Below are 19,323 nucleotides of genomic sequence, written 5' to 3' on the forward strand. Positions count from 1 at the left end.
TAATTATGAAGATAGGTATTGTTTGTTATCCAACATTTGGAGGTAGTGGCGTTGTTGCTACAGAATTAGGCTTAGAGCTTTCTAAGCGTGGTCATGAAGTCCATTTTATCACCTACAACCAACCTGTAAGGTTGGAGTTGTTAAGTAATAATGTACATTATCATGAAGTAAATGTACCTGAATATCCTTTATTTCATTATCAACCTTATGAGTTAGCTTTATCAAGTAAATTGGTAGATATGGTGAAATTGCATAAAATTGAAATCTTGCATGTACATTATGCTATACCTCATGCTTATGCAGCGTATATGGCAAAAATGATGTTGCAAGAAGAAGGTGTTCATATTCCTATAGTCACAACATTACATGGTACAGATATTACTTTAGTAGGAAGTCATCCGTTTTACAAACCAGCAGTTACTTTTAGTATTAATAAATCGGATGCAGTTACTACGGTTTCACAAAGTTTAAAAGAGGATACCATACGTTTGTTCGATATAAAAAATGATATCTCTGTTGTACCTAATTTTATAGATTTAGATAAATATAATCATCATTTTACAGATTGTCAACGTGCTATGATGGCGAATGATGATGAAAAAATTATTACACACATTAGTAATTTAAGACCTGTAAAACGAGCGCAAGATGTTATTTCTATTTTTTATAACATTCAAAAAGTAATGCCAGCAAAATTGATGTTGGTAGGTGAGGGACCAGATAGAGAACAAATAGAAATTCGTTGTCAAGAATTGGGTATTTTAGATAAAGTAATTTTCTTTGGAAGAAGTAACGAAATTGATAAAATTCTTTGCTTTAGTGATTTGTTTTTATTGCCTTCTGAAACCGAAAGTTTCGGTTTAGCGGCATTAGAAGCTATGGCATCTGGTGTACCCGTTATATCAAGTAATACAGGAGGTATTCCCGAAGTTAATATTCATGGTGTTTCGGGATTTTTAAGTCCTGTTGGTGATATAGAAGATATGACTAAAAACGCCTTGTATATTTTAAGTGATTCAGAGCGTTTAAGCACTTTTAAAAAGTGTGCTAGAAAAGAAGCTTTAAAATACGATTTGCATAAAATAGTACCACAATACGAAGCCATTTATGAAGATACTTTAGCTAAATGCCTCGTATTGTAGTTTTTTGTTTTATAATTTAAGAGCGCTTCAGCTGCTTTTGGATTTTTTTAATTGCAGATTCAATTGATTTTTCAGGCTCAATTATATTATATTCTCCCCAAAATTCTGGATCAGAAAAACCAGAAGTTTCGTCTGTTAAAATAGTAGTAGGCCGAATAATGTTTTCTCTTGTTTTTGCAAATTTAGTATTACTAATTTCCCAATCTGTTATAGCCATTTCACTATTTAAAGTATATATACTGTTAAAAAGTTTGCCTTTCCAATTTACTTTAAGAGTTAGTGAAATATTACTGTAAGCATAATGCCATTTATCATTTTGAATTCTGTAGTTAACTTTATACGAAGCTTCAATAGGATATACATCTACTTTTCTAGGTTTCTTTCTAACAAATATTTGACTAGAAAGCTCTTTGTTTTCAACATTTAAATTATAAACAGCATTAGTAAGTGCTTTGGTTTTAGCATCAATGTAAAGTTTACCATAATACATGGGCTCTGTTATGTTTTTATTCTGTTTAAAGTTTATAACGTATACGAGCTTTTTATTAATGCTTGTGGGTGCTCCAAAACTAAAATCGTAAAGTTCTATATCTTCTTTTGTAAAAATAAATTCTGGATATTTTACTATGTCGGCGTATAAATTGCTAAAAGGACCTCCTTGTAATTTTAAAGCTAAAGTATCTAGTTTAGTATAATCTGTGTTTTTTCTAGCTTTTATAAGTTCTATATGGTCTTTTCTTAAGTTATTATAAGGTTGTTTGTGTATTTTTACGACAGCTTCAGATAACGAGGCATTTTTTCGTCTCTTTTTTATGGTCTCTCTATAAAAAGCAGTCATTAGTGTATTGTTATTATTGTAAAGGGTGCTTTTCTTACTTAATGTTTCAATAACTAAGTCTTTAGCATTTGGTGGTAGTGCTAAAATGCTAACTTCATTTAATTCAGTAATAGCAGGAATTAATGCTATTTTGATTTTATTATTTATTTTAGAAATTTTAATTTCTTTTTTCACGTAGCCTAAATATGAAACAATTAAGGTGCCATCCAAAAATTCTTGAGGTACTTTTAGGATAAATTCACCATCATTATTTGTAACCGTACTAATGTTTGTATCATTTATTACTAAATCAGAGAACACTAAAGGTTTTTTAGATAACTCATCGATTACAGTGCCTTTAATTTCAGAAAAATGAGATGTTTCTTGTCCGTTAATAAAATTTGTACCGCATAATAAAAGCATACAAACCATGAGAGATGTCAGTAAAATATTATAATTAATTTTCATGATTTCTAGATTTTAGAGATTTGAATATAATATACAAAAAAAGCCTCATAGGTAAGGCTTTTTAAGTTAAAATTAACTATAAATGGTTGCTTTTTAGGTGTTTGAGTGTGCTATTTTGTGTTTGTGTAAACCTCATCCGTTAAGGTTTTCATAAAAGCTATGATGCTTGTTTGTTCTTCTTCAGATAAATCTAAATTATCGAATGGCAGGGTTTGATGGGGTAAATCGAAACCTAAGCCTACACCACCACCATCATTATAAAAATCTATAACTTCTTCTAAAGTAGTATATGCTCCATTATGCATGTAAGGCGCTGTTTTTTCTATATTACGAATTGTTGGAGTTTTAAAAGCCCCTTTTCTTGCTTTAGTATTAAATAGGTAATAACCACCTAAATCATCATCGAGCATTTTATTTTCTTTAGTTTCTGGAACTCCAATTATTTCTAATTCGGTAGTATTAAAATTAGGTGGAACAGTTCCGTTAAATAATGGAGGGAAATGACACGTGGCACATGCTGCTTTTCCCATAAATAAATTAAAGCCTGTTTTCTCTTTAACGGAAAGAGAACTTTTTTTATCATTTATATTATTATCAAACTTTGAATTGAATGGATTTAAACTTCTTACATAAGACGCTATAGCGTGTCTAATATTAAATTCAAATCTAGCATTATTATATAAAGAGTCTAATAACTTATTATATTCAGGATTATTTTTAATGCGATTAGCAATAGAATCCATAGGTAAATTGAACTCATTATGATTATTAGCTACACCTACAATTTGTCCTTCTAAACTTCCCGAACGCGCATCCATAAAATATAATTGTTGATATGCCGAATAGGGTAGTGTTGGCGAGTTTCGAGTTTGCCTATTATCAAATACAGCTTTACCATCGGTAAAGGCTTTATCTTTAATATGGCAACTAACACAAGCAAGATCATTATTTTTAGAAAGCATTTTATCATTAAACAACTTTTTACCTAAGAATTCTTTTTGCTTTAAATTAATGGTATCACTTTTAAAATCAGTAAAATAATTTAGATTTAAAGCATCTGGACTAAAAAGAGAAGTCATAGTATTAGATAATGCCATTTCAAACGGGAAATTTACATTCCAATCTTTTTGAACTTCAACTAATAATTTTAATTGAGCATCTGTATTTGTTTTAATAAACGCATATCTGTCAAAACTATCAAAATCATGATTTAAATGATTTATTGATGTTTGAAAAGCCTTTTTTAAATCAGTATAAACTCGTTTTGATTTAAATTGGTCTTGAAATATATCAAGCAGGTTAATTAATGTTTTGTAAGTGTACTGGCATTCAAGTAATGATTGTCCTAAAACAGGAGAGTCAAAACCCGTTATTCCAGTAGTTGCTATTCTAACTATTTGGTTTCTTATTAACCAAATAATATGGTGATTTTTAAAGTTGATACGTGTGTTTTTTCGAATCAATTTTAACCTGCTTTTTGTAATTGAAACGATTTCATGAATTTTTAAAGGGTCTGTTTTTGGGGCAAAAAGTAACTCTTCAATGACTTGAAAACCAAAAGGGGTTCTAATTTTTATGTCAGTAGGATCTTCTTCTTGAATTTGTAAAAAGTTAGGCGCATTTAACGATTTATAATTATTTTGATCTGTAAAAGCTAAAATAGGTTCAATTGTTTTAAAGTGTTCTCTAGCCTTTTTATAAAAATCAATGTTGTTTTTTATATTTTTTGAAGCCGATAAAGAATCAAGATAGTTAATACAAATGTCTAACTCTTTGGTGTATAAACTTTCAATTCTTTTGTTTGTTGAGGTTGCTTGTGTTTTTGTTAATTCTTTTTTGCAGGCTATACTTGTTATAAGCAAAAGACATATACCTATAGTATATGTCTTTGCTCTTATTAAAAATAAGATGTTATTCATGGTGTTTTATCTATCTAAACCAGTGATTACGTGTAAAACAGATCCTTCTTTTGCTGCATTATTTGCAGAATTTGCTTTTGGGTCTGTAAACGCAATGTTTTCCCATCCGTGGTTTTGTGTAATTAATAAGAAGGTGTTTTTTCCGTTGTTAACTACATCTGTAATATCAGTCATTCCTGTAATTTCCCAGTTTCTACTTGTTGTCCCATATCCTTGAGTTGCAGCATTATCTTGATCACATTCTAAAACGGTTTTAACATCTCCAGTAGCTAAATTGTATTGGTACATTTTAGCATAACCAGTAATATTTGGGTTTAAAGAAGCATATCCGTTAGGATCTTCTTGAATATAAGCATAATTTTCTGTGACTACAATATTATCTGGAGAGTGGAAACCATCTGCTTTACCACCTGCTTTATCAGCATCTAATACACAGGTGATTTTTGCAGTACCTGTTGGATCTGTATCGTTTAATACCACTTTGTAAACGCGACCTAAAAGAGAGCCTTTTCCAACTAGGCCAGATTTATTACGACCTGTAACACAAAAATAGATTTCTCTTTGGTTTGCGGCAGAACCTCTTCTCCAATCAATATCCTCTAATCTAGAGAATCCCATTACGTTTTTAGCTTTAGCTTCAGCATCTAATAAGCTAATTTCAGTTTCTTCTAATTCAACAAAATCAGCATCATATTCAATGCCTTCAGCCATGTCCATTTCAAAATTTACACCAGCAGAAGTTACTCTTAAACCATATAATTTACCATTGCTTAAATCCCCTCTATTTCCAACATACATTCCTAATTGACCAGAAGGAACAGAATTGTCAGAATGATCATCACCAATAAAAACAACGGTTTTGTTTGAATAAGCATCTTTACCAATTGGCACTGCATTTTCTGTAGACCATTGTCCCAATGCTGGCAGCATGGTAGCAGAACTTGCATTATCAGCAGATTTGTATGGGTTAGTCGCAAACACACCTTTTGAAGCGCCACCCCATTCTCCTCCAGAAAGATATAATGGTCCAAAACCATGTTCACTTGGAGTAATTAATGTGCCAGAACATTGTGCCGTATATGCTGTGGCAAATGCATTTACAATATACTCTCCGTGTATAGGTTGTAAGTTTTCATTTAATCTAATTCTAGCTATTGAGTAATCATTCTCAATGTTGTTTATTAATGTGAAAGTGCCATCAGCTTCAGCCAATAAACCATTACCATCAGCCATAGATCCGTAAACGAAATCTGGAGTGCCTTCAATAACATCTTCAGAAGATAAAATAGGACTTACAGAAATAGAAGAAAAATCAGGATTAATTTTTAATAAAAGCGGAGTTTTAGAAGCTGTTAAAGAAGGGAATTCAGCTGGAGCAAAGTCTTTTCCATCAACTCCATCTTTCCCATCAACTCCATCTTTTCCGTTAACACCATTCACACCATCTTTTCCATCTTCAATGTCACAACTAACAAGGATGATAATAGGTGAAGTTAAAACAAAAAGTAATAGAAATAATTTAAGTAATTTTTTCATAATAAAATTATAATTTTTGATTAGTTAATTTTTTTCAAAACTATAATTTGATTTAAAGACCGTTGTTATGTAATTAAGATGCTTTTATTAACTTAGAGTCATCCTAAGGTTAATAAGATTAAGCTAAGGTTAATATAAAAGGGGTGTTTTTAATTTGATGTTAGTTAGGGATTACTATTTATTGTTTTAGTTGTATAAATTGAATTCTTAACGAATTTTTTAGATTTCAAAAATTAGAATAGCTGTATATTTACAGGATTATTATAAAACATGCAGTTAAAATATATTCCATTTTCTAAAACAGGTTATTTTTCATCACTAATATGTAACTATTTAGATGAAAATCCTCAATTGAAACCGTTTTACAATCATTTTCCTAATCTTGATAATTTTAAATTTCAGATAGAAGAAAAGCAAGTGTCATTTCAATTAGAATCACGAACTGTTTTAGTTGAATGTTTAAAAAAACAATACCAGAATATTGATACTTCTAAGTTAGCACTTCAAAATATTGAACGTTTACAATTAGAAAACACATTTACTATAACAACTGGGCATCAACTAAATTTATTTACAGGACCGCTTTATTTTTTATATAAGATTGTATCAACAATAAACTTAACTAATGACTTAAAACAAAAGTACCCAGAATCTAATTTTGTGCCTATTTACTGGATGGCAACAGAAGATCATGATTTTGAAGAAATAAATTATTTCAATTTTAAAGGAAAGAAAGTCCATTGGAATAAAGCGTCAAGTGGAGCGGTTGGAGAATTATCTACAGAAGGATTAGAAGATGTTTTTAATTTATTATCCAAAGAATTAGGGACAACCAAAAACGCAAATTATTTAAAAACACTGTTTGAAAATGCTTATGTAAAGAATCAAAATTTAGCAGATGCCACCCGTTTTTTAGCTAATGAATTATTTAAAGATTACGGACTAGTAATTATTGATGCTAATGATAAAGATTTAAAAAAGCAATTTATTCCTTTTATAGAAGATGAATTGCTAAATCAAACATCTTTTAATAACGTATCTGAAACGATTCAAAAAATTAATGAATTACCAAATCAACCTTATGGTATTCAGGTAAACCCACGAGAAATAAATTTATTTTATTTAAAAGAAAATTTAAGAGAACGTATCGTTTTTGAAGATGGTGTTTATAAAGTACTTAATACAGATATTGTTTGGAGCAAGAGAGACATACTAAGCCACCTTTATGAGATGCCAGAAAGGTTTTCTCCTAATGTGATTATGCGTCCTTTGTATCAAGAAGTTATTTTACCAAACCTATGTTATATTGGAGGTGGTGGTGAAATAGCGTATTGGTTTCAATTAAAGCAGTTTTTTAATAAAGTGAATGTGCCATTTCCAGTATTGCTTTTAAGAAATTCGGTTTTAATTCAATCAGAGAGTCAATCTAAAAAACTTCAAAAATTAAATATTCTTGATGAAGATGTTTTTTTAAAACGTGATGCTTTTATTAATAAGAAAGTTAGAGATATATCAAATATAGATATAGATTTTTCAGAACAAAAAGATTATTTAGTACAACAATTTCAAAGTTTATATAAACTAGCGGAACAAACGGATGAATCATTTATAGGAGCAGTAAAAGCGCAAGAAGTAAAGCAGTTGAAAGGATTGGATAATCTTGAAAAACGCTTGTTAAAGGCACAAAAAAGAAAACTTTCAGATCAGGTTTTAAGAATGACAGAACTTCAAAATGAGTTATTCCCAAATCAAAGTTTACAAGAGCGTAATACTAATTTTTCGGAATTTTATTTGGAATATGGCAATCAATTAATTCCAAAACTTATAGAAAACCTAGAGCCTTTAAAAAGTGAATTTATCATAATAAGATTATAATCAATGCACAAAATAGATATTGAATTAGTAGAAATGACCATGGATGTCATGAAATATGCTATTAATAGAATTTCTGAAACGAATCCTAAAATAGGAAAACCAAAAAAAGAAGAAGAGCTTAGAGCTTTAGTAGGAGAGACTATAACCGAAAAAGGCATTGGTGGTGAGTTTGCCTTTAATTTATGGAAAGAACATTTAATGAAAGCTAATGTGCCTATAGATCACCCTAGACATCTTGCTTTTGTACCTGCTTCTCCAACAAGAGCATCTATTATGTTCGATTTGGTAACTTCAGTATCTAGTATTCATGGCGCGTATTGGATGGAAGGAGCAGGAGGTATTTTTTGTGAAAATGAAGCCATGAAGTGGATTGTGTCTTTAACAGGAATGCCAGAAGGTGCTTTTGGAGTGTTTACTAGTGGAGGAACGGCTGCAAACCTTTCTGCAATTGTTACAGCAAGAGAGTATTGGAGAAGTTTAGATGAACAAAATAAAGTTGAAAAAGGATTGATTATCACCTCTATTGGGGCGCATTCTTCTGTTAAATCCATGGCAAAAGTTGTAGATGCAGATGTGCTGTTTGTTGAAACAGAAGATAAAATGTATGCAGATGCTTTGCAAAGTAAAATAGATGGATTAACTCCTAACCAACGTAAACGTTTATTTGCAGTTGTGGGAACTGGAGGAACTACCAATGCAGGTATTATAGACGATTTAGATGGTATTGCAACAATTTGTGAAAAAGAAAGTTTATGGTTTCATATTGATGCTGCTTATGGAGGCGGTGCATTGGCGGCCGATTCTGTAAGACATTTATTTAATGGTGTTGAAAAAGCAGATAGCATCACTATAGATCCTCATAAATGGATGTTTTCACCTTATGATTGTGGTGCCGTTATTTATAAACAACCAGAATTAGCAAAAAAGGCACATGCTCAAGAAGGGGCTTATTTAGATATTTTTAAAGATGAAGGCGCACATGGATTTAATCCAACCGATTATCAAATACAATTAACCCGTCGTGTTAGAGGTTTGCCTCTCTGGTTTTCATTAGCCATGCATGGTACCGATAGATATAAAGAAGCTGTAGAGCGTGGTCTTGAATTAGCTCAAATTGCAGGCAGGTTGATTGAAGAAAATCCGAATGTTGAATTAGTAAGAACCCCTAGTTTATCTTGTGTTTTATATAGAAGAATAGGTTGGAAGCCTGAGGATTACACGCATTGGACTTATGAGAATCATAAAAAAGGTTTTGCTTTAGTAACACCAACTAAATGGAAAAATGGTGATACTTTTGAAACAGTATCTCGTTTTTGTTTTATTAATCCAGACACCACCGAAAAAGACATTGAAATGATTTTAGATTCTATGAAATAAAAATTATCAAAAAAATAATGAGTCCAAATTCGTCAATATAAAATCAATTACTATTTTTGCGCATGCAACATGACAAGGTATTAATTTTAGACTTCGGATCGCAATACACACAACTTATTGCCCGTAGAGTTAGAGAACTCAACATATATTCCGAAATACACCCATTTAATAAAATTCCAACCAATATAGAAAGCTATAAAGCTGTTATACTTTCTGGTAGTCCAAACTCTGTAAGAGGGGAAGACGCGTTACATCCAGATTTATCTGAAATTCGTGGAAAAAAACCAATACTTGCAGTGTGTTACGGCGCACAATATTTAGCCCACTTTTCTGGAGGTAATGTAGCGCCATCAAATACACGAGAGTATGGTCGTGCTAATTTGTCATTTATAAAAAGTAATGAGCCTTTCTTTACTAATATAAATGAAGGAAGCCAAGTTTGGATGAGTCATAGCGATACTATTAAAGAATTACCAACCAATGGTGTATTAGTAGCAAGTACCAATGATGTTGAAAATGCAGCTTATAAAATAGAAGGCGAGACAACTTATGCTATTCAGTTTCATCCAGAAGTTTATCATTCAACTGATGGAAAACAATTATTAGAAAACTTTTTAGTAAAAATAGCAGGTTTACATCAAGATTGGACACCAGATTCATTTGTTGAAGAAACGGTAGCCGCTATTCAAGAAAAAGTAGGAGATGATAAAGTTGTTTTAGGGTTATCGGGAGGTGTAGATTCTACAGTAGCAGCAGTACTTCTAAATAAAGCTATTGGCAAAAATTTATATTGCATTTTCGTTAATAACGGATTACTTCGTAAAAACGAATTTCAAAGTGTATTGAATCAATATGAAGGTATGGGGCTTAACGTAAAAGGCGTTGATGCTTCTGGCCGTTTTTTAGAGGCTTTAAAAGGTATTGAAGATCCTGAGAAAAAACGTAAAGCCATTGGTAATGCATTTATTGAAGTTTTTGATGATGAAGCCCATAAGTTAGAAGATGTTAAATGGTTAGCTCAAGGCACTATTTATCCAGATGTTATTGAGAGTGTTTCTGCAACAGGAGGCCCTTCGGCAACTATTAAAAGTCATCATAATGTTGGTGGATTACCTGATTTTATGAAACTTAAAATTGTAGAGCCACTTCGTGCTATTTTTAAAGATGAAGTAAGACGTGTTGGTGCAACTTTAGGAATCGACCCAGAACTTTTAGGTCGTCATCCATTTCCAGGACCAGGATTAGGAATTCGTATTTTAGGAGATATTACTGCCGAAAAAGTAACCATGCTTCAAGAAGTTGATGCTATTTTTATTAACGGATTAAAAGAATGGGGACTGTACGATAAAGTATGGCAAGCAGGCGCTATGTTACTACCTGTTAACAGTGTTGGTGTTATGGGCGATGAGCGTACTTATGAAAAATGCGTTGCACTTAGAGCTGTAGAAAGTACAGATGGAATGACTGCTGATTGGGTAAACTTACCTTATGAGTTTCTTCAAAAAACATCAAACGATATAATAAATAAAGTAAAAGGCGTTAATAGAGTAGTTTACGATATTAGTTCTAAGCCACCAGCAACTATTGAGTGGGAATAAACAATCGTGACTTTTTAATCTGTTCTGAGTCTTATAAAGTATAGTACTTCAATTACTTTTATTGAAAGTGTTTGAGCGTTCAAGTATTTATAAAATATATTTATTATATATAAGTTGACTTATTTTTACAAAATGAACGTATATAAATAAGTCAACTTAAAATATTTGGATGACTGTTCGTTTTGTCTTTTGTTTTTTTGGCACGCTATATGTATTTATATAGTATAAAAAATAAAAGGATACGTTCATCCTGTGTGCGCAGTCGAAAAGACTGCTATCTCTAACGCAATAAAAAAAAACAATTAGATGATTAAATTTTTTTCCGTTTTATGTTTAGTACTGTTATTTAGTTTTAATACAGTAAATGCACAAAACTTTAGCACCCATCAAGTTAAAAAAGGAGAAACCATAGAAGGTATAGCGAAACGTTATTATGTAACGCCTTTCGATATTTATAGTCTAAATCCAGATGCAAAGAAAGGATTAAAACCAAATACCGTTTTAATAATCCCTATTTCTAAAGCAAATAAGCCGAAAGTTAGTATTGTAAAAGAATTACAGGGCTTTAAAAATCATAGAACTAAAAAGAAAGAGACATTATATAGTTTGTCTAAATTATATAATGTAAGTGAAGATGATATAAAAAAATATAATAAGTTTTTATATGCAAATCCACTAAGAAAAGGTGATAAACTTCAAATTCCTAGATTCAAAACTACTGAAGTTGTAGAAGAAAACACAGCCACTAAAACATATATAGTATTGCCTAAAGAAGGCAAATGGCGAATTGCCTACAAGTTTGGAATAACTCTGGAAGAACTTGAATTATTAAATCCAGAAATGGGTGATGTGTTAAAAGAAGGACAGGAAATTAACGTTCCAAATCTTGATGATACTGAAGAAAAAGTAGTGGACGAACAATATAGTTATTACAAAGTATTACCCAAAGAAGGTTTTTATAGGCTAAAGCTTAAATTAGGTTTAGAGCAGTCTCAGTTAGAAGCCTTAAATCCAGATTTGAAAGAAACAGGATTGAAAAAAGGGATGATTTTAAAAATACCATATTCTAACTTAGCAAATGGCATTATTGAAGTAGATTCTAGTAGAATTAATTTAGCAGATAGTATTGCAGATTTCAGTTCTAAACATATTGCTGTAATGTTACCTTTTAGATTGAGTCGTGTTGATTTCGATTCAGTAGCCGATACTAAACGTAGTATTAAAAACGACCCTTATTTAAATGCATCATTAGATTTTCATTCAGGTGTATTAATAGCCATTGATTCGTTAAAAAAATTAGGTATTTCTCTAAAAGTTGATGTGTATGATACTAAAAGGCAAGAAAGTGAGGTGGCTAGAATCATCGCGGACAATAATTTTGAAGATGTAAATGCTGTTATAGGACCTTTAACGTCTCTTAGTTTTGATAAGGCAGCTTCAGAATTACGTCAATATCATGTGCCGATAATATCTCCTATAGGAACAAATTTAAAATTGTATGATAATGTATTTCAATCTAGACCTTCTGATGATTTATTAAAAAGTAAGATTATAAATTATGTAAGAACAGATACCTTAGTTAAACATATTATAGCTATTTCAGATACTAAAAATCGAGAAGTGGCTAATAGCATTAAACGTGAATTTAATTTTGCTTCTTTAATAGAATCTAGAAAGGATAAGGAAACTGGAAAGGATGCGTATTATGTATCTGTTGATGATATAAAAGATGTATTAAAACCTGGGGCGAATATTGTGTTTTTAGAAACCGAAAATTCTGGTTTTGTATCTAATGTTACCAGTGTTTTGGCTTCTTTAATTCAAGAGGAAAATAAAGAAGAAAATTTAGAAGCTATCGATATTATTTTGGTTACTACCAATAAAAATGCAGCATTTGAAGGTGATGAGGTTTCAAACGAACATTTATCAAAACTTCAATTTCATTTTGCGAGTAGTACAAAAGCTTATAATGAAACTGATAACAATACTTTTGTAAAAAACTACAGCCGTTTATATGATATCACACCTAATAAATGGGCGGTAAAAGGTTTCGATTTAACAATGGATGTTGTATTGCGCTTGGTGTCTTCCGAAGATTTATATGCTTCTGTAAACAATGCACAACTAACAGAGTATGTTGAAAATAAGTTTGCTTACAAAAAGAAACTCTATGGAGGGTATTATAACGATACTGTTTATTTAGTAAAATATGACGATTTAGCTATTGTTGAGGTTAAACAATAGGCTATGATTCCAGACAAACAATTCCTTATAACTTTGGCACATACTAAAATGCCTTTTGGTAAGTACAAAGACCGTTATCTAATAGATTTACCTGAGTATTATGTGGTTTGGTATAATCAAAAAGGGTTTCCAAAAGGAAAGTTAGGCGATATGCTTAAACAGGTTTACGAGCTTAAATTAAATGGTTTAGAAGAGTTGATTAGGAATATTAAAAAGCAGTATCCTAAATAATTATTTAATAGGTCTATTGTTTAAACCTTGAAAAATAATTTTCGCAATAGTATCGTCAATTCTATCTCTATATTTTGTGCCAGAACAAGATCCTTGAGATGTAAAATCTACCCATAGCATGGTGTCATCCATATAACTTAAATTGATGCTGGGTTTGTTTTCGGTAATCTGACTTAAAAACAGAAATTTAGAATTAGGATTTGTCTTTTTAACATATGAAACTAAGGGGTTAAAACTTTCTAACGATTGATGAATTGGTTTTTCTATTTCCATATCAAATCCGTTACTCCAATCTAATCTCTTTTCTGGTTCATTTATTACTGTGATAACAAATACACTATGTTCTTGGTTTTCTAAAACAAGTCTCAGTCTATTCACAGCTCTAACATAGTAGTTATAATCTTCATCAGATGTTAGAGGACTTCTATGATTAAACATCCTTGAATGATAAAAGCGGTGTCCTGCTTTTTTTTTATTTACTTGAAAAATTTGGTCTTTATCTAGAAATGATTTAAAATCATCTTTTATCGCATGTAAAATAATTTCGGGAGAAGAAAATATCCAATCAAACGGGTAAGAAGCATTTTTATTAGATGTTTTTTTTAAATATGTAGAGGTATTACAGTTTTCTCCAAATGATATGTTTTCATGTATTTCATTACCTAACCAAACATTAATTTTATTGCTTATCGTACTAGCTTCAATCAATAAATCCTGATCTATTAGTGTTAGAGGCTTTCTTTTAAGTTTGTTTATAGACCGAATAGCTTTTTTAAATAATTTCAAAAGGTTATTTGTTTTATTAAATGCAATATAAATAATTTTTGAAGTTTGTGAACATATTAAATTCACTTGTGTCCTTCATTGGAAATTCAGAAGGAGTTAAATCTGATATAATAAATAGACATGAAACCTATAAAACAATTTCATGTTAAGTCTAAGCTATTATTATAGTTTCGATTTTATTTTTTCAATAATTTCGAAATATTCAGCATCTGAAAGCATACTTTTTTGGGGATTCATTTCAAAAACACCACCAAATTTATATCCGTCTTTATATTTTGGTACAATGTGCATGTGTAAATGTGATAGCGTATCTGAATAAGCGCCGTAGTTAACCTTTGTTGGGTTAAAAGCTTCGGTAATAGCTTTTCCTACAGTTGCTACATCTTTCATAAAAGCATTGCGCTCCTCATTACTTAATTCATGAAATTCAACACCATGATTATTATAAACTACATTGCAGCGACCAAAATAGGATTGTTCTTTAAATAAAAACAGTTGAGATACTTTTAAGTCACATATTTTAATCATTAAACTATGTAATGTGTCATTGTTTTGACAATATAAACATTCGGAAATAGGTGTTGACATAATAATATTTTTTTCTTTAGAGAATTTATTAATTGCTTATTCTGCTGGTATAACGTATAATAGCTCAATACAGAGGCTTTGATTAACCAAAACTGAAAGCTAAACTAAAGTAGTGAATTAAATTAAAAGACAAACTAATAAACTGCTAATATTCTTACGTTTCTATTGTTAAAAACTAACGATAAATAACTAAAAACTTATTCGGGAATAACTGTTTTAATTTTGTAAATTTGCCTGCGTTTATAAGCGCAACATGACACATACAGCAAAATATATATTTGTAACCGGTGGGGTTACATCTTCATTAGGAAAAGGTATTATAGCAGCATCTCTAGCTAAGCTATTACAAGCTCAAGGATATAGAGTTACCATTCAAAAATTAGATCCATACATAAATGTAGATCCAGGAACATTAAATCCTTACGAACACGGAGAGTGTTATGTAACAGAAGATGGTGCTGAAACTGATTTAGATTTAGGGCATTACGAACGTTTTTTAAACGTGCCTACCAGTCAAGCTAATAATGTAACCACAGGTCGTATTTACCAAAGTGTAATTGAAAAAGAACGACGTGGAGAGTTTTTAGGAAAGACTGTACAAGTAGTACCTCATATTACAGACGAAATTAAAGAACGTATTCAAATTTTAGGTAAATCTGGTGATTATGATATCATTATTACCGAAATAGGAGGAACAGTTGGTGATATAGAATCTTTGCCATACATAGAAGCTGTTCGACAATTGCGTTGGGATTTAGGAGAAGATAATGGGATCGTTATTCACTTAACATTAGTACCTTATTTATCTGCTGCTGGAGAACTAAAAACCAAACCAACTCAACATAGTGTTAAAACACTTATGGAGAGTGGTGTGCAAGCCGATATTTTAGTGTGTAGAACAGAACACAATTTACCAAAAGATTTACGTAAAAAACTAGCTTTATTTTGCAATGTTAAGGAAGAAGCTGTTATACAATCTATTGATGCATCCACTATATATGATGTGCCAAATTTAATGTTAGAAGAAGGTTTAGATAAAGTAGTTCTTAAAAAATTAGCTTTAAATAGTTCGTTACCAGATATTTCTAGATGGAATAAATTTGTTCACCGTTATAAAAATCCAAAAACTACTGTTACTATTGGATTAATTGGTAAATATGTAGAATTACAAGATTCTTATAAATCTATTTTAGAAGCTTTTATTCATGCAGGGGCAGAGAATGAAGTTAAAGTTGAGATTGAATCTGTACATTCCGAATATTTGAATGATGATAATATTAAGCTAAAACTTGGGCATTTAGATGCTGTTTTAGTGGCTCCTGGTTTTGGAGAACGTGGTATAGAAGGAAAGATAACTGCTGTTAAATTTGTGCGTGAAAACAATATTCCGTTTTTAGGAATTTGTTTAGGAATGCAAATGGCAGTTATAGAGTTTGCTAGAAATGTTTTAAAAATTGAAGATGCAAATTCTACTGAAATGGATGAAAATACAAGTAATCCAGTGATTGATTTGATGGAAGACCAAAAAACAATTACAGACAAAGGAGGTACGATGCGTTTAGGAGCCTGGGATTGTGATTTAAAAATAGGAAGTGTTGTTCGCGATATTTATAAAGCTGAAAGTATTAAAGAACGCCATAGACACCGTTACGAGTTTAATGGTAATTATAAAGAGCAAATGGAAGCGGCAGGCTTATTAGCTACAGGTTTAAATCCGGATACAGGATTAGTAGAAATTGTAGAAATTCCTGAGCATCCTTGGTTTGTAGGTGTACAATATCACCCTGAATATAAAAGTACGGTGGCCAATCCACATCCATTATTTGTAGCCTTTGTTAAGGCCGCATTAACTTATAAAAAGAAGCATGCAAATGTCAGAATGTCACAAAATTAAAATTGGACACATTTTTGACTAAACACATCATTATATATATTTAAAGGACCTGTTAGGTTTATAAGACTTAACAGGTCTAAAATTTGAAATACATGGAAGAAAAGAAATTAGACATTAATTCTATAATAGGTTTTGTACTTATTTTCGGAATTTTAGCTTACATGCTTTGGCAAAATCAGCCAACACCAGAAGAACTTGAAGCTCAAGAAAAAGCGAAACAAGAGCAGGTAGAGGCAGAGCAAAAGAATAAAGCACAAGAGCAAACAAAAGTTGTAACCACCGATGATTTTTTAGTCGGTTCTAATGTAGATTCTCTTCAACAAATTAAATTAAAAAATAAATTAGGTGCTTTTGCTTATTCAGCAATGCATTCTTCTAATGAAGAAACCGTAGTTGAAAGTGATTTATTGGCTTTAAAGTTCAGTAATAAAGGGGGTATCTTTCGGAAGTAAAGCTAAAACAGTTTGTAAATTACGATTCTGTTCCTATTTATTTAATAAAAGATAATAATGCATCTTTCAATATTAATTTTGGTACGACAAATAGCCGAATTTTAAATACTAAAGATTTGCCTTTTATTCCATCTGTTACTAAAACTGGTGATGTTACTGTGGTTTCTATGAAGCTAAAAGCATCAGAAAGTAAGTATTTAGAATATCGCTATGAGTTAAAAGAAGGTGATTATATGATGGATTTTACCATCCGCTCTCAAGGTTTAGGCGATGTAATAAACGCGTCTCAAGCTATTAATTTAGACTGGAATCTTAAAGGATATCGTCATGCAAAAAGTATTTCTTATGAAAATAGATATACGGATATACATTATGCTTACGAAGCAGAAAAAGACGATTACACAGGAGCCAGAGATGCCGATGAGGATATAGAAGATGTGTCTTGGATTGGGTTTAAACAACATTTCTTTTCTTCAGTATTATTAACAGATACACCTTTTAAAAAGGCAAATATAAAAGCAGAGAATTTAGTAGAAGATGAAGATATCGATACGCTTTATACTAAAAATTTCTCAGCATCTATTCCATTAGAATTACAAGGTGGAGAAATTAACCAAACCATGGATTGGTATTATGGGCCTAATGAGTACAAAACATTAAATGCTTATAATAGAAATTTAGATGAAATAGTGCCTTTTGGTTGGGGTATTTTTGGTTTTATTAACCGATACTTATTTATGCCTTTTTTCGCATTTTTAGGCGGATTTTTACCTTACGGAATAGCCATTATAGTTATGACTATTTCTATAAAATTATTAATGTCCTTTGTACAATATAAACAGTTCTTGTCGCAAGCAAAATTGAAAATTCTAAAACCAGAATTAGATGCTATTCGCGAAAAGCACAAAGACAATAAAATGAAAGCGCAACAAGAAACTATGGCGTTGCAAACTAAGGCAGGAGCAAGTCCTATGGCTGGGTGTTTACCAGCTTTAATACAGTTACCTGTGTTTTATGCGCTATTTCAGTTTTTCCCATCGGCATTTGATTTAAGACAGAAAAGTTTCTTATGGGCAGAAGATTTATCATCGTATGACACCATAGCTAACTTACCATTTAAAATTCCTTTTTATGGCGATCATGTGAGTTTATTTCCGTTATTAGCATCTATAGCAATTTTCTTCTATATGCGTTTAACAACGGGGCAAAACATGCAAGCACAACCGCAACAAGAGGGGATGCCAGATATGGGTAAAATGATGAAGTATATGATGTACTTTTCACCAATAATGATGTTGTTTTTCTTTAATAACTATGCTTCTGGATTAAGTTTGTATTACTTTATATCTAACTTAATTAGTATTGGAATTATCTTGGTTATTAAGAATTATATTCTTGATGAAGATAAAATTCATGCTCAAATTCAAGAGAAAAAGAAGCAGCCTAAAAAGCAGAATAAGTTTCAAAAGAAAATGGCAGATATGATGGAGCAGGCAGAACAACAAAAACAAGCACAGAAAAAACGTAAATAATTACGGTTGTAAATTTTTAAAAAAGCTGTCATTAATATTAAATGGCAGCTTTTTTGTTATATGCAATTTGAAAATAATAATTTCGTTTATAATTTGTAGTTATAGACCATAATCTGTTTTAATTTAAATGATATGAAATATATAGTGTTGAGTTTTGTTTTGTTGTTCAGTACCATTATGACTGCTCAAAGTATCAATCAATTTGATGCCAATGGAAAACGTGATGGTATTTGGAGAAAAACGTTTGAAAACACCAAAATATTAAGATATGAGGGTGCTTTTCTACACGGAAAAGAAGTAGGGCTATTTAAGTTTTACAAAAACATAAATGGTAAAGCTGTTTTAGCAGCTACAAGGGAATTTAATGAGGCTAATTCTATGGCTACTGCTAAGTTTTATACTTCTAAGGGTAAGCTTATTAGTGAAGGTCAAATGGATGGTAAAACCTATATTGGTACTTGGAAATATTATCAAAAAAACTCTAATGCCTTATTAATTTTAGAACACTATGATGATTTAGGAAGGCTTGAAGGAGAACGTTTGGTGTACTATGAAAACGGACAAATAGCAGAGAAACAGTTTTATAAAGAAGGTAAGCTAGAAGGTGCATCTTTTTTGTATTCTGAAGATAAAGTAACTTTAAAAGCATTTTTTTATGTGAATGGTGAGTTACACGGAATGTCAAAATATTATAGTCCTGATGGAGTATTGTTAGCAGAAGGTAAGTATAAAAGAGGGAAAAAAGATGGCATTTGGAAATTCTATGAAAACGGCGTTTTAAAAGAAGAAAAAGATTTCTCTTACAGCCCTAAATTCATAAAAAAAGATAATTAATAAAAAAGGCTCCTTGAATTATTAGGGAGC

Annotated in this window: 13 protein-coding genes and 1 pseudogene; 9 read left to right on the top strand and 5 right to left on the bottom strand. The window is 31.1% G+C overall.

Annotated elements, in window-relative coordinates; genetic code table 11:
* The first annotated feature begins 5 nt into the window (after positions 1 to 5).
* Positions 6 to 1,142, top strand: a complete 1,137-nt coding sequence (bshA, locus tag RHP49_14530; protein ID WNH12098.1) for an N-acetyl-alpha-D-glucosaminyl L-malate synthase BshA — start codon at positions 6 to 8, stop codon at positions 1,140 to 1,142.
* A 16-nt stretch (positions 1,143 to 1,158) separates the two neighbouring features.
* On the opposite strand, the gene RHP49_14535 is transcribed toward bshA, so the two are convergent.
* From RHP49_14535 to RHP49_14545, 3 genes are all read right to left on the bottom strand, one after another.
* On the bottom strand, positions 1,159 to 2,427 hold the full coding sequence (locus tag RHP49_14535; protein WNH12099.1) for a carboxypeptidase-like regulatory domain-containing protein: 1,269 nt from the start codon (positions 2,425 to 2,427) through the stop codon (positions 1,159 to 1,161).
* Positions 2,428 to 2,537: 110 nt separating this feature from the next.
* The gene (locus RHP49_14540; GenBank protein WNH12100.1) at positions 2,538 to 4,346 is read right to left on the bottom strand and encodes a cytochrome c peroxidase; all 1,809 of its coding nucleotides are present in this window, start codon (positions 4,344 to 4,346) and stop codon (positions 2,538 to 2,540) included.
* A 6-nt stretch (positions 4,347 to 4,352) separates the two neighbouring features.
* The gene (locus RHP49_14545; GenBank protein WNH12101.1) at positions 4,353 to 5,882 is read right to left on the bottom strand and encodes a phosphatase; all 1,530 of its coding nucleotides are present in this window, start codon (positions 5,880 to 5,882) and stop codon (positions 4,353 to 4,355) included.
* Between the two features lie 270 nt (positions 5,883 to 6,152).
* Between RHP49_14545 and bshC the strand changes: the two genes are divergently transcribed.
* The 5 genes from bshC (at position 6,153) to RHP49_14570 (ending at position 13,207) form a co-directional block, all read left to right on the top strand.
* Positions 6,153 to 7,757, top strand: coding sequence for a bacillithiol biosynthesis cysteine-adding enzyme BshC (gene bshC, locus RHP49_14550; GenBank protein WNH12102.1), 1,605 nt, complete (start codon positions 6,153 to 6,155; stop codon positions 7,755 to 7,757).
* 3 nt (positions 7,758 to 7,760) lie between these two features.
* A complete protein-coding gene (locus RHP49_14555) occupies positions 7,761 to 9,134 on the top strand; it encodes an aminotransferase class V-fold PLP-dependent enzyme (protein ID WNH12103.1) in 1,374 nt (457 codons plus the stop codon).
* Positions 9,135 to 9,196: 62 nt separating this feature from the next.
* A complete protein-coding gene (guaA, locus tag RHP49_14560) occupies positions 9,197 to 10,732 on the top strand; it encodes a glutamine-hydrolyzing GMP synthase (protein ID WNH12104.1) in 1,536 nt (511 codons plus the stop codon).
* Between the two features lie 306 nt (positions 10,733 to 11,038).
* Positions 11,039 to 12,976 carry a LysM peptidoglycan-binding domain-containing protein gene (locus RHP49_14565; protein WNH12105.1) on the top strand — a complete coding sequence of 646 codons (1,938 nt, stop codon included), beginning with the start codon at positions 11,039 to 11,041 and terminating at the stop codon, positions 12,974 to 12,976.
* Positions 12,977 to 12,979: 3 nt separating this feature from the next.
* Positions 12,980 to 13,207, top strand: coding sequence for a DUF3820 family protein (locus RHP49_14570; GenBank protein ID WNH12106.1), 228 nt, complete (start codon positions 12,980 to 12,982; stop codon positions 13,205 to 13,207).
* Here RHP49_14570 and RHP49_14575 read toward each other — a convergent pair whose 3' ends face one another.
* Positions 13,208 to 13,993: a DUF1796 family putative cysteine peptidase gene (locus RHP49_14575; protein WNH12107.1), complete on the bottom strand. Its 786-nt coding sequence runs from the start codon at positions 13,991 to 13,993 to the stop codon at positions 13,208 to 13,210.
* Positions 13,994 to 14,155: 162 nt separating this feature from the next.
* Positions 14,156 to 14,581: an HIT family protein gene (locus RHP49_14580; protein ID WNH12108.1), complete on the bottom strand. Its 426-nt coding sequence runs from the start codon at positions 14,579 to 14,581 to the stop codon at positions 14,156 to 14,158.
* A 253-nt stretch (positions 14,582 to 14,834) separates the two neighbouring features.
* Between RHP49_14580 and RHP49_14585 the strand changes: the two genes are divergently transcribed.
* From RHP49_14585 to RHP49_14595, 3 genes and pseudogenes are all read left to right on the top strand, one after another.
* Positions 14,835 to 16,475 carry a CTP synthase gene (locus tag RHP49_14585; protein ID WNH12109.1) on the top strand — a complete coding sequence of 547 codons (1,641 nt, stop codon included), beginning with the start codon at positions 14,835 to 14,837 and terminating at the stop codon, positions 16,473 to 16,475.
* 92 nt (positions 16,476 to 16,567) lie between these two features.
* Positions 16,568 to 18,459, top strand: a pseudogene (gene yidC, locus RHP49_14590) (membrane protein insertase YidC).
* Between the two features lie 132 nt (positions 18,460 to 18,591).
* Entirely contained in the window at positions 18,592 to 19,293 is a 702-nt protein-coding gene (locus RHP49_14595) for a toxin-antitoxin system YwqK family antitoxin (GenBank protein ID WNH12110.1), read from the top strand.
* Positions 19,294 to 19,323: the final 30 nt, after the last annotated feature.

The sequence above is a fragment of the Flavobacteriaceae bacterium HL-DH10 genome (genome assembly GCA_031826515.1).
GTDB classification, from domain to species: Bacteria; Bacteroidota; Bacteroidia; order Flavobacteriales; family Flavobacteriaceae; genus Thalassobellus; species Thalassobellus suaedae.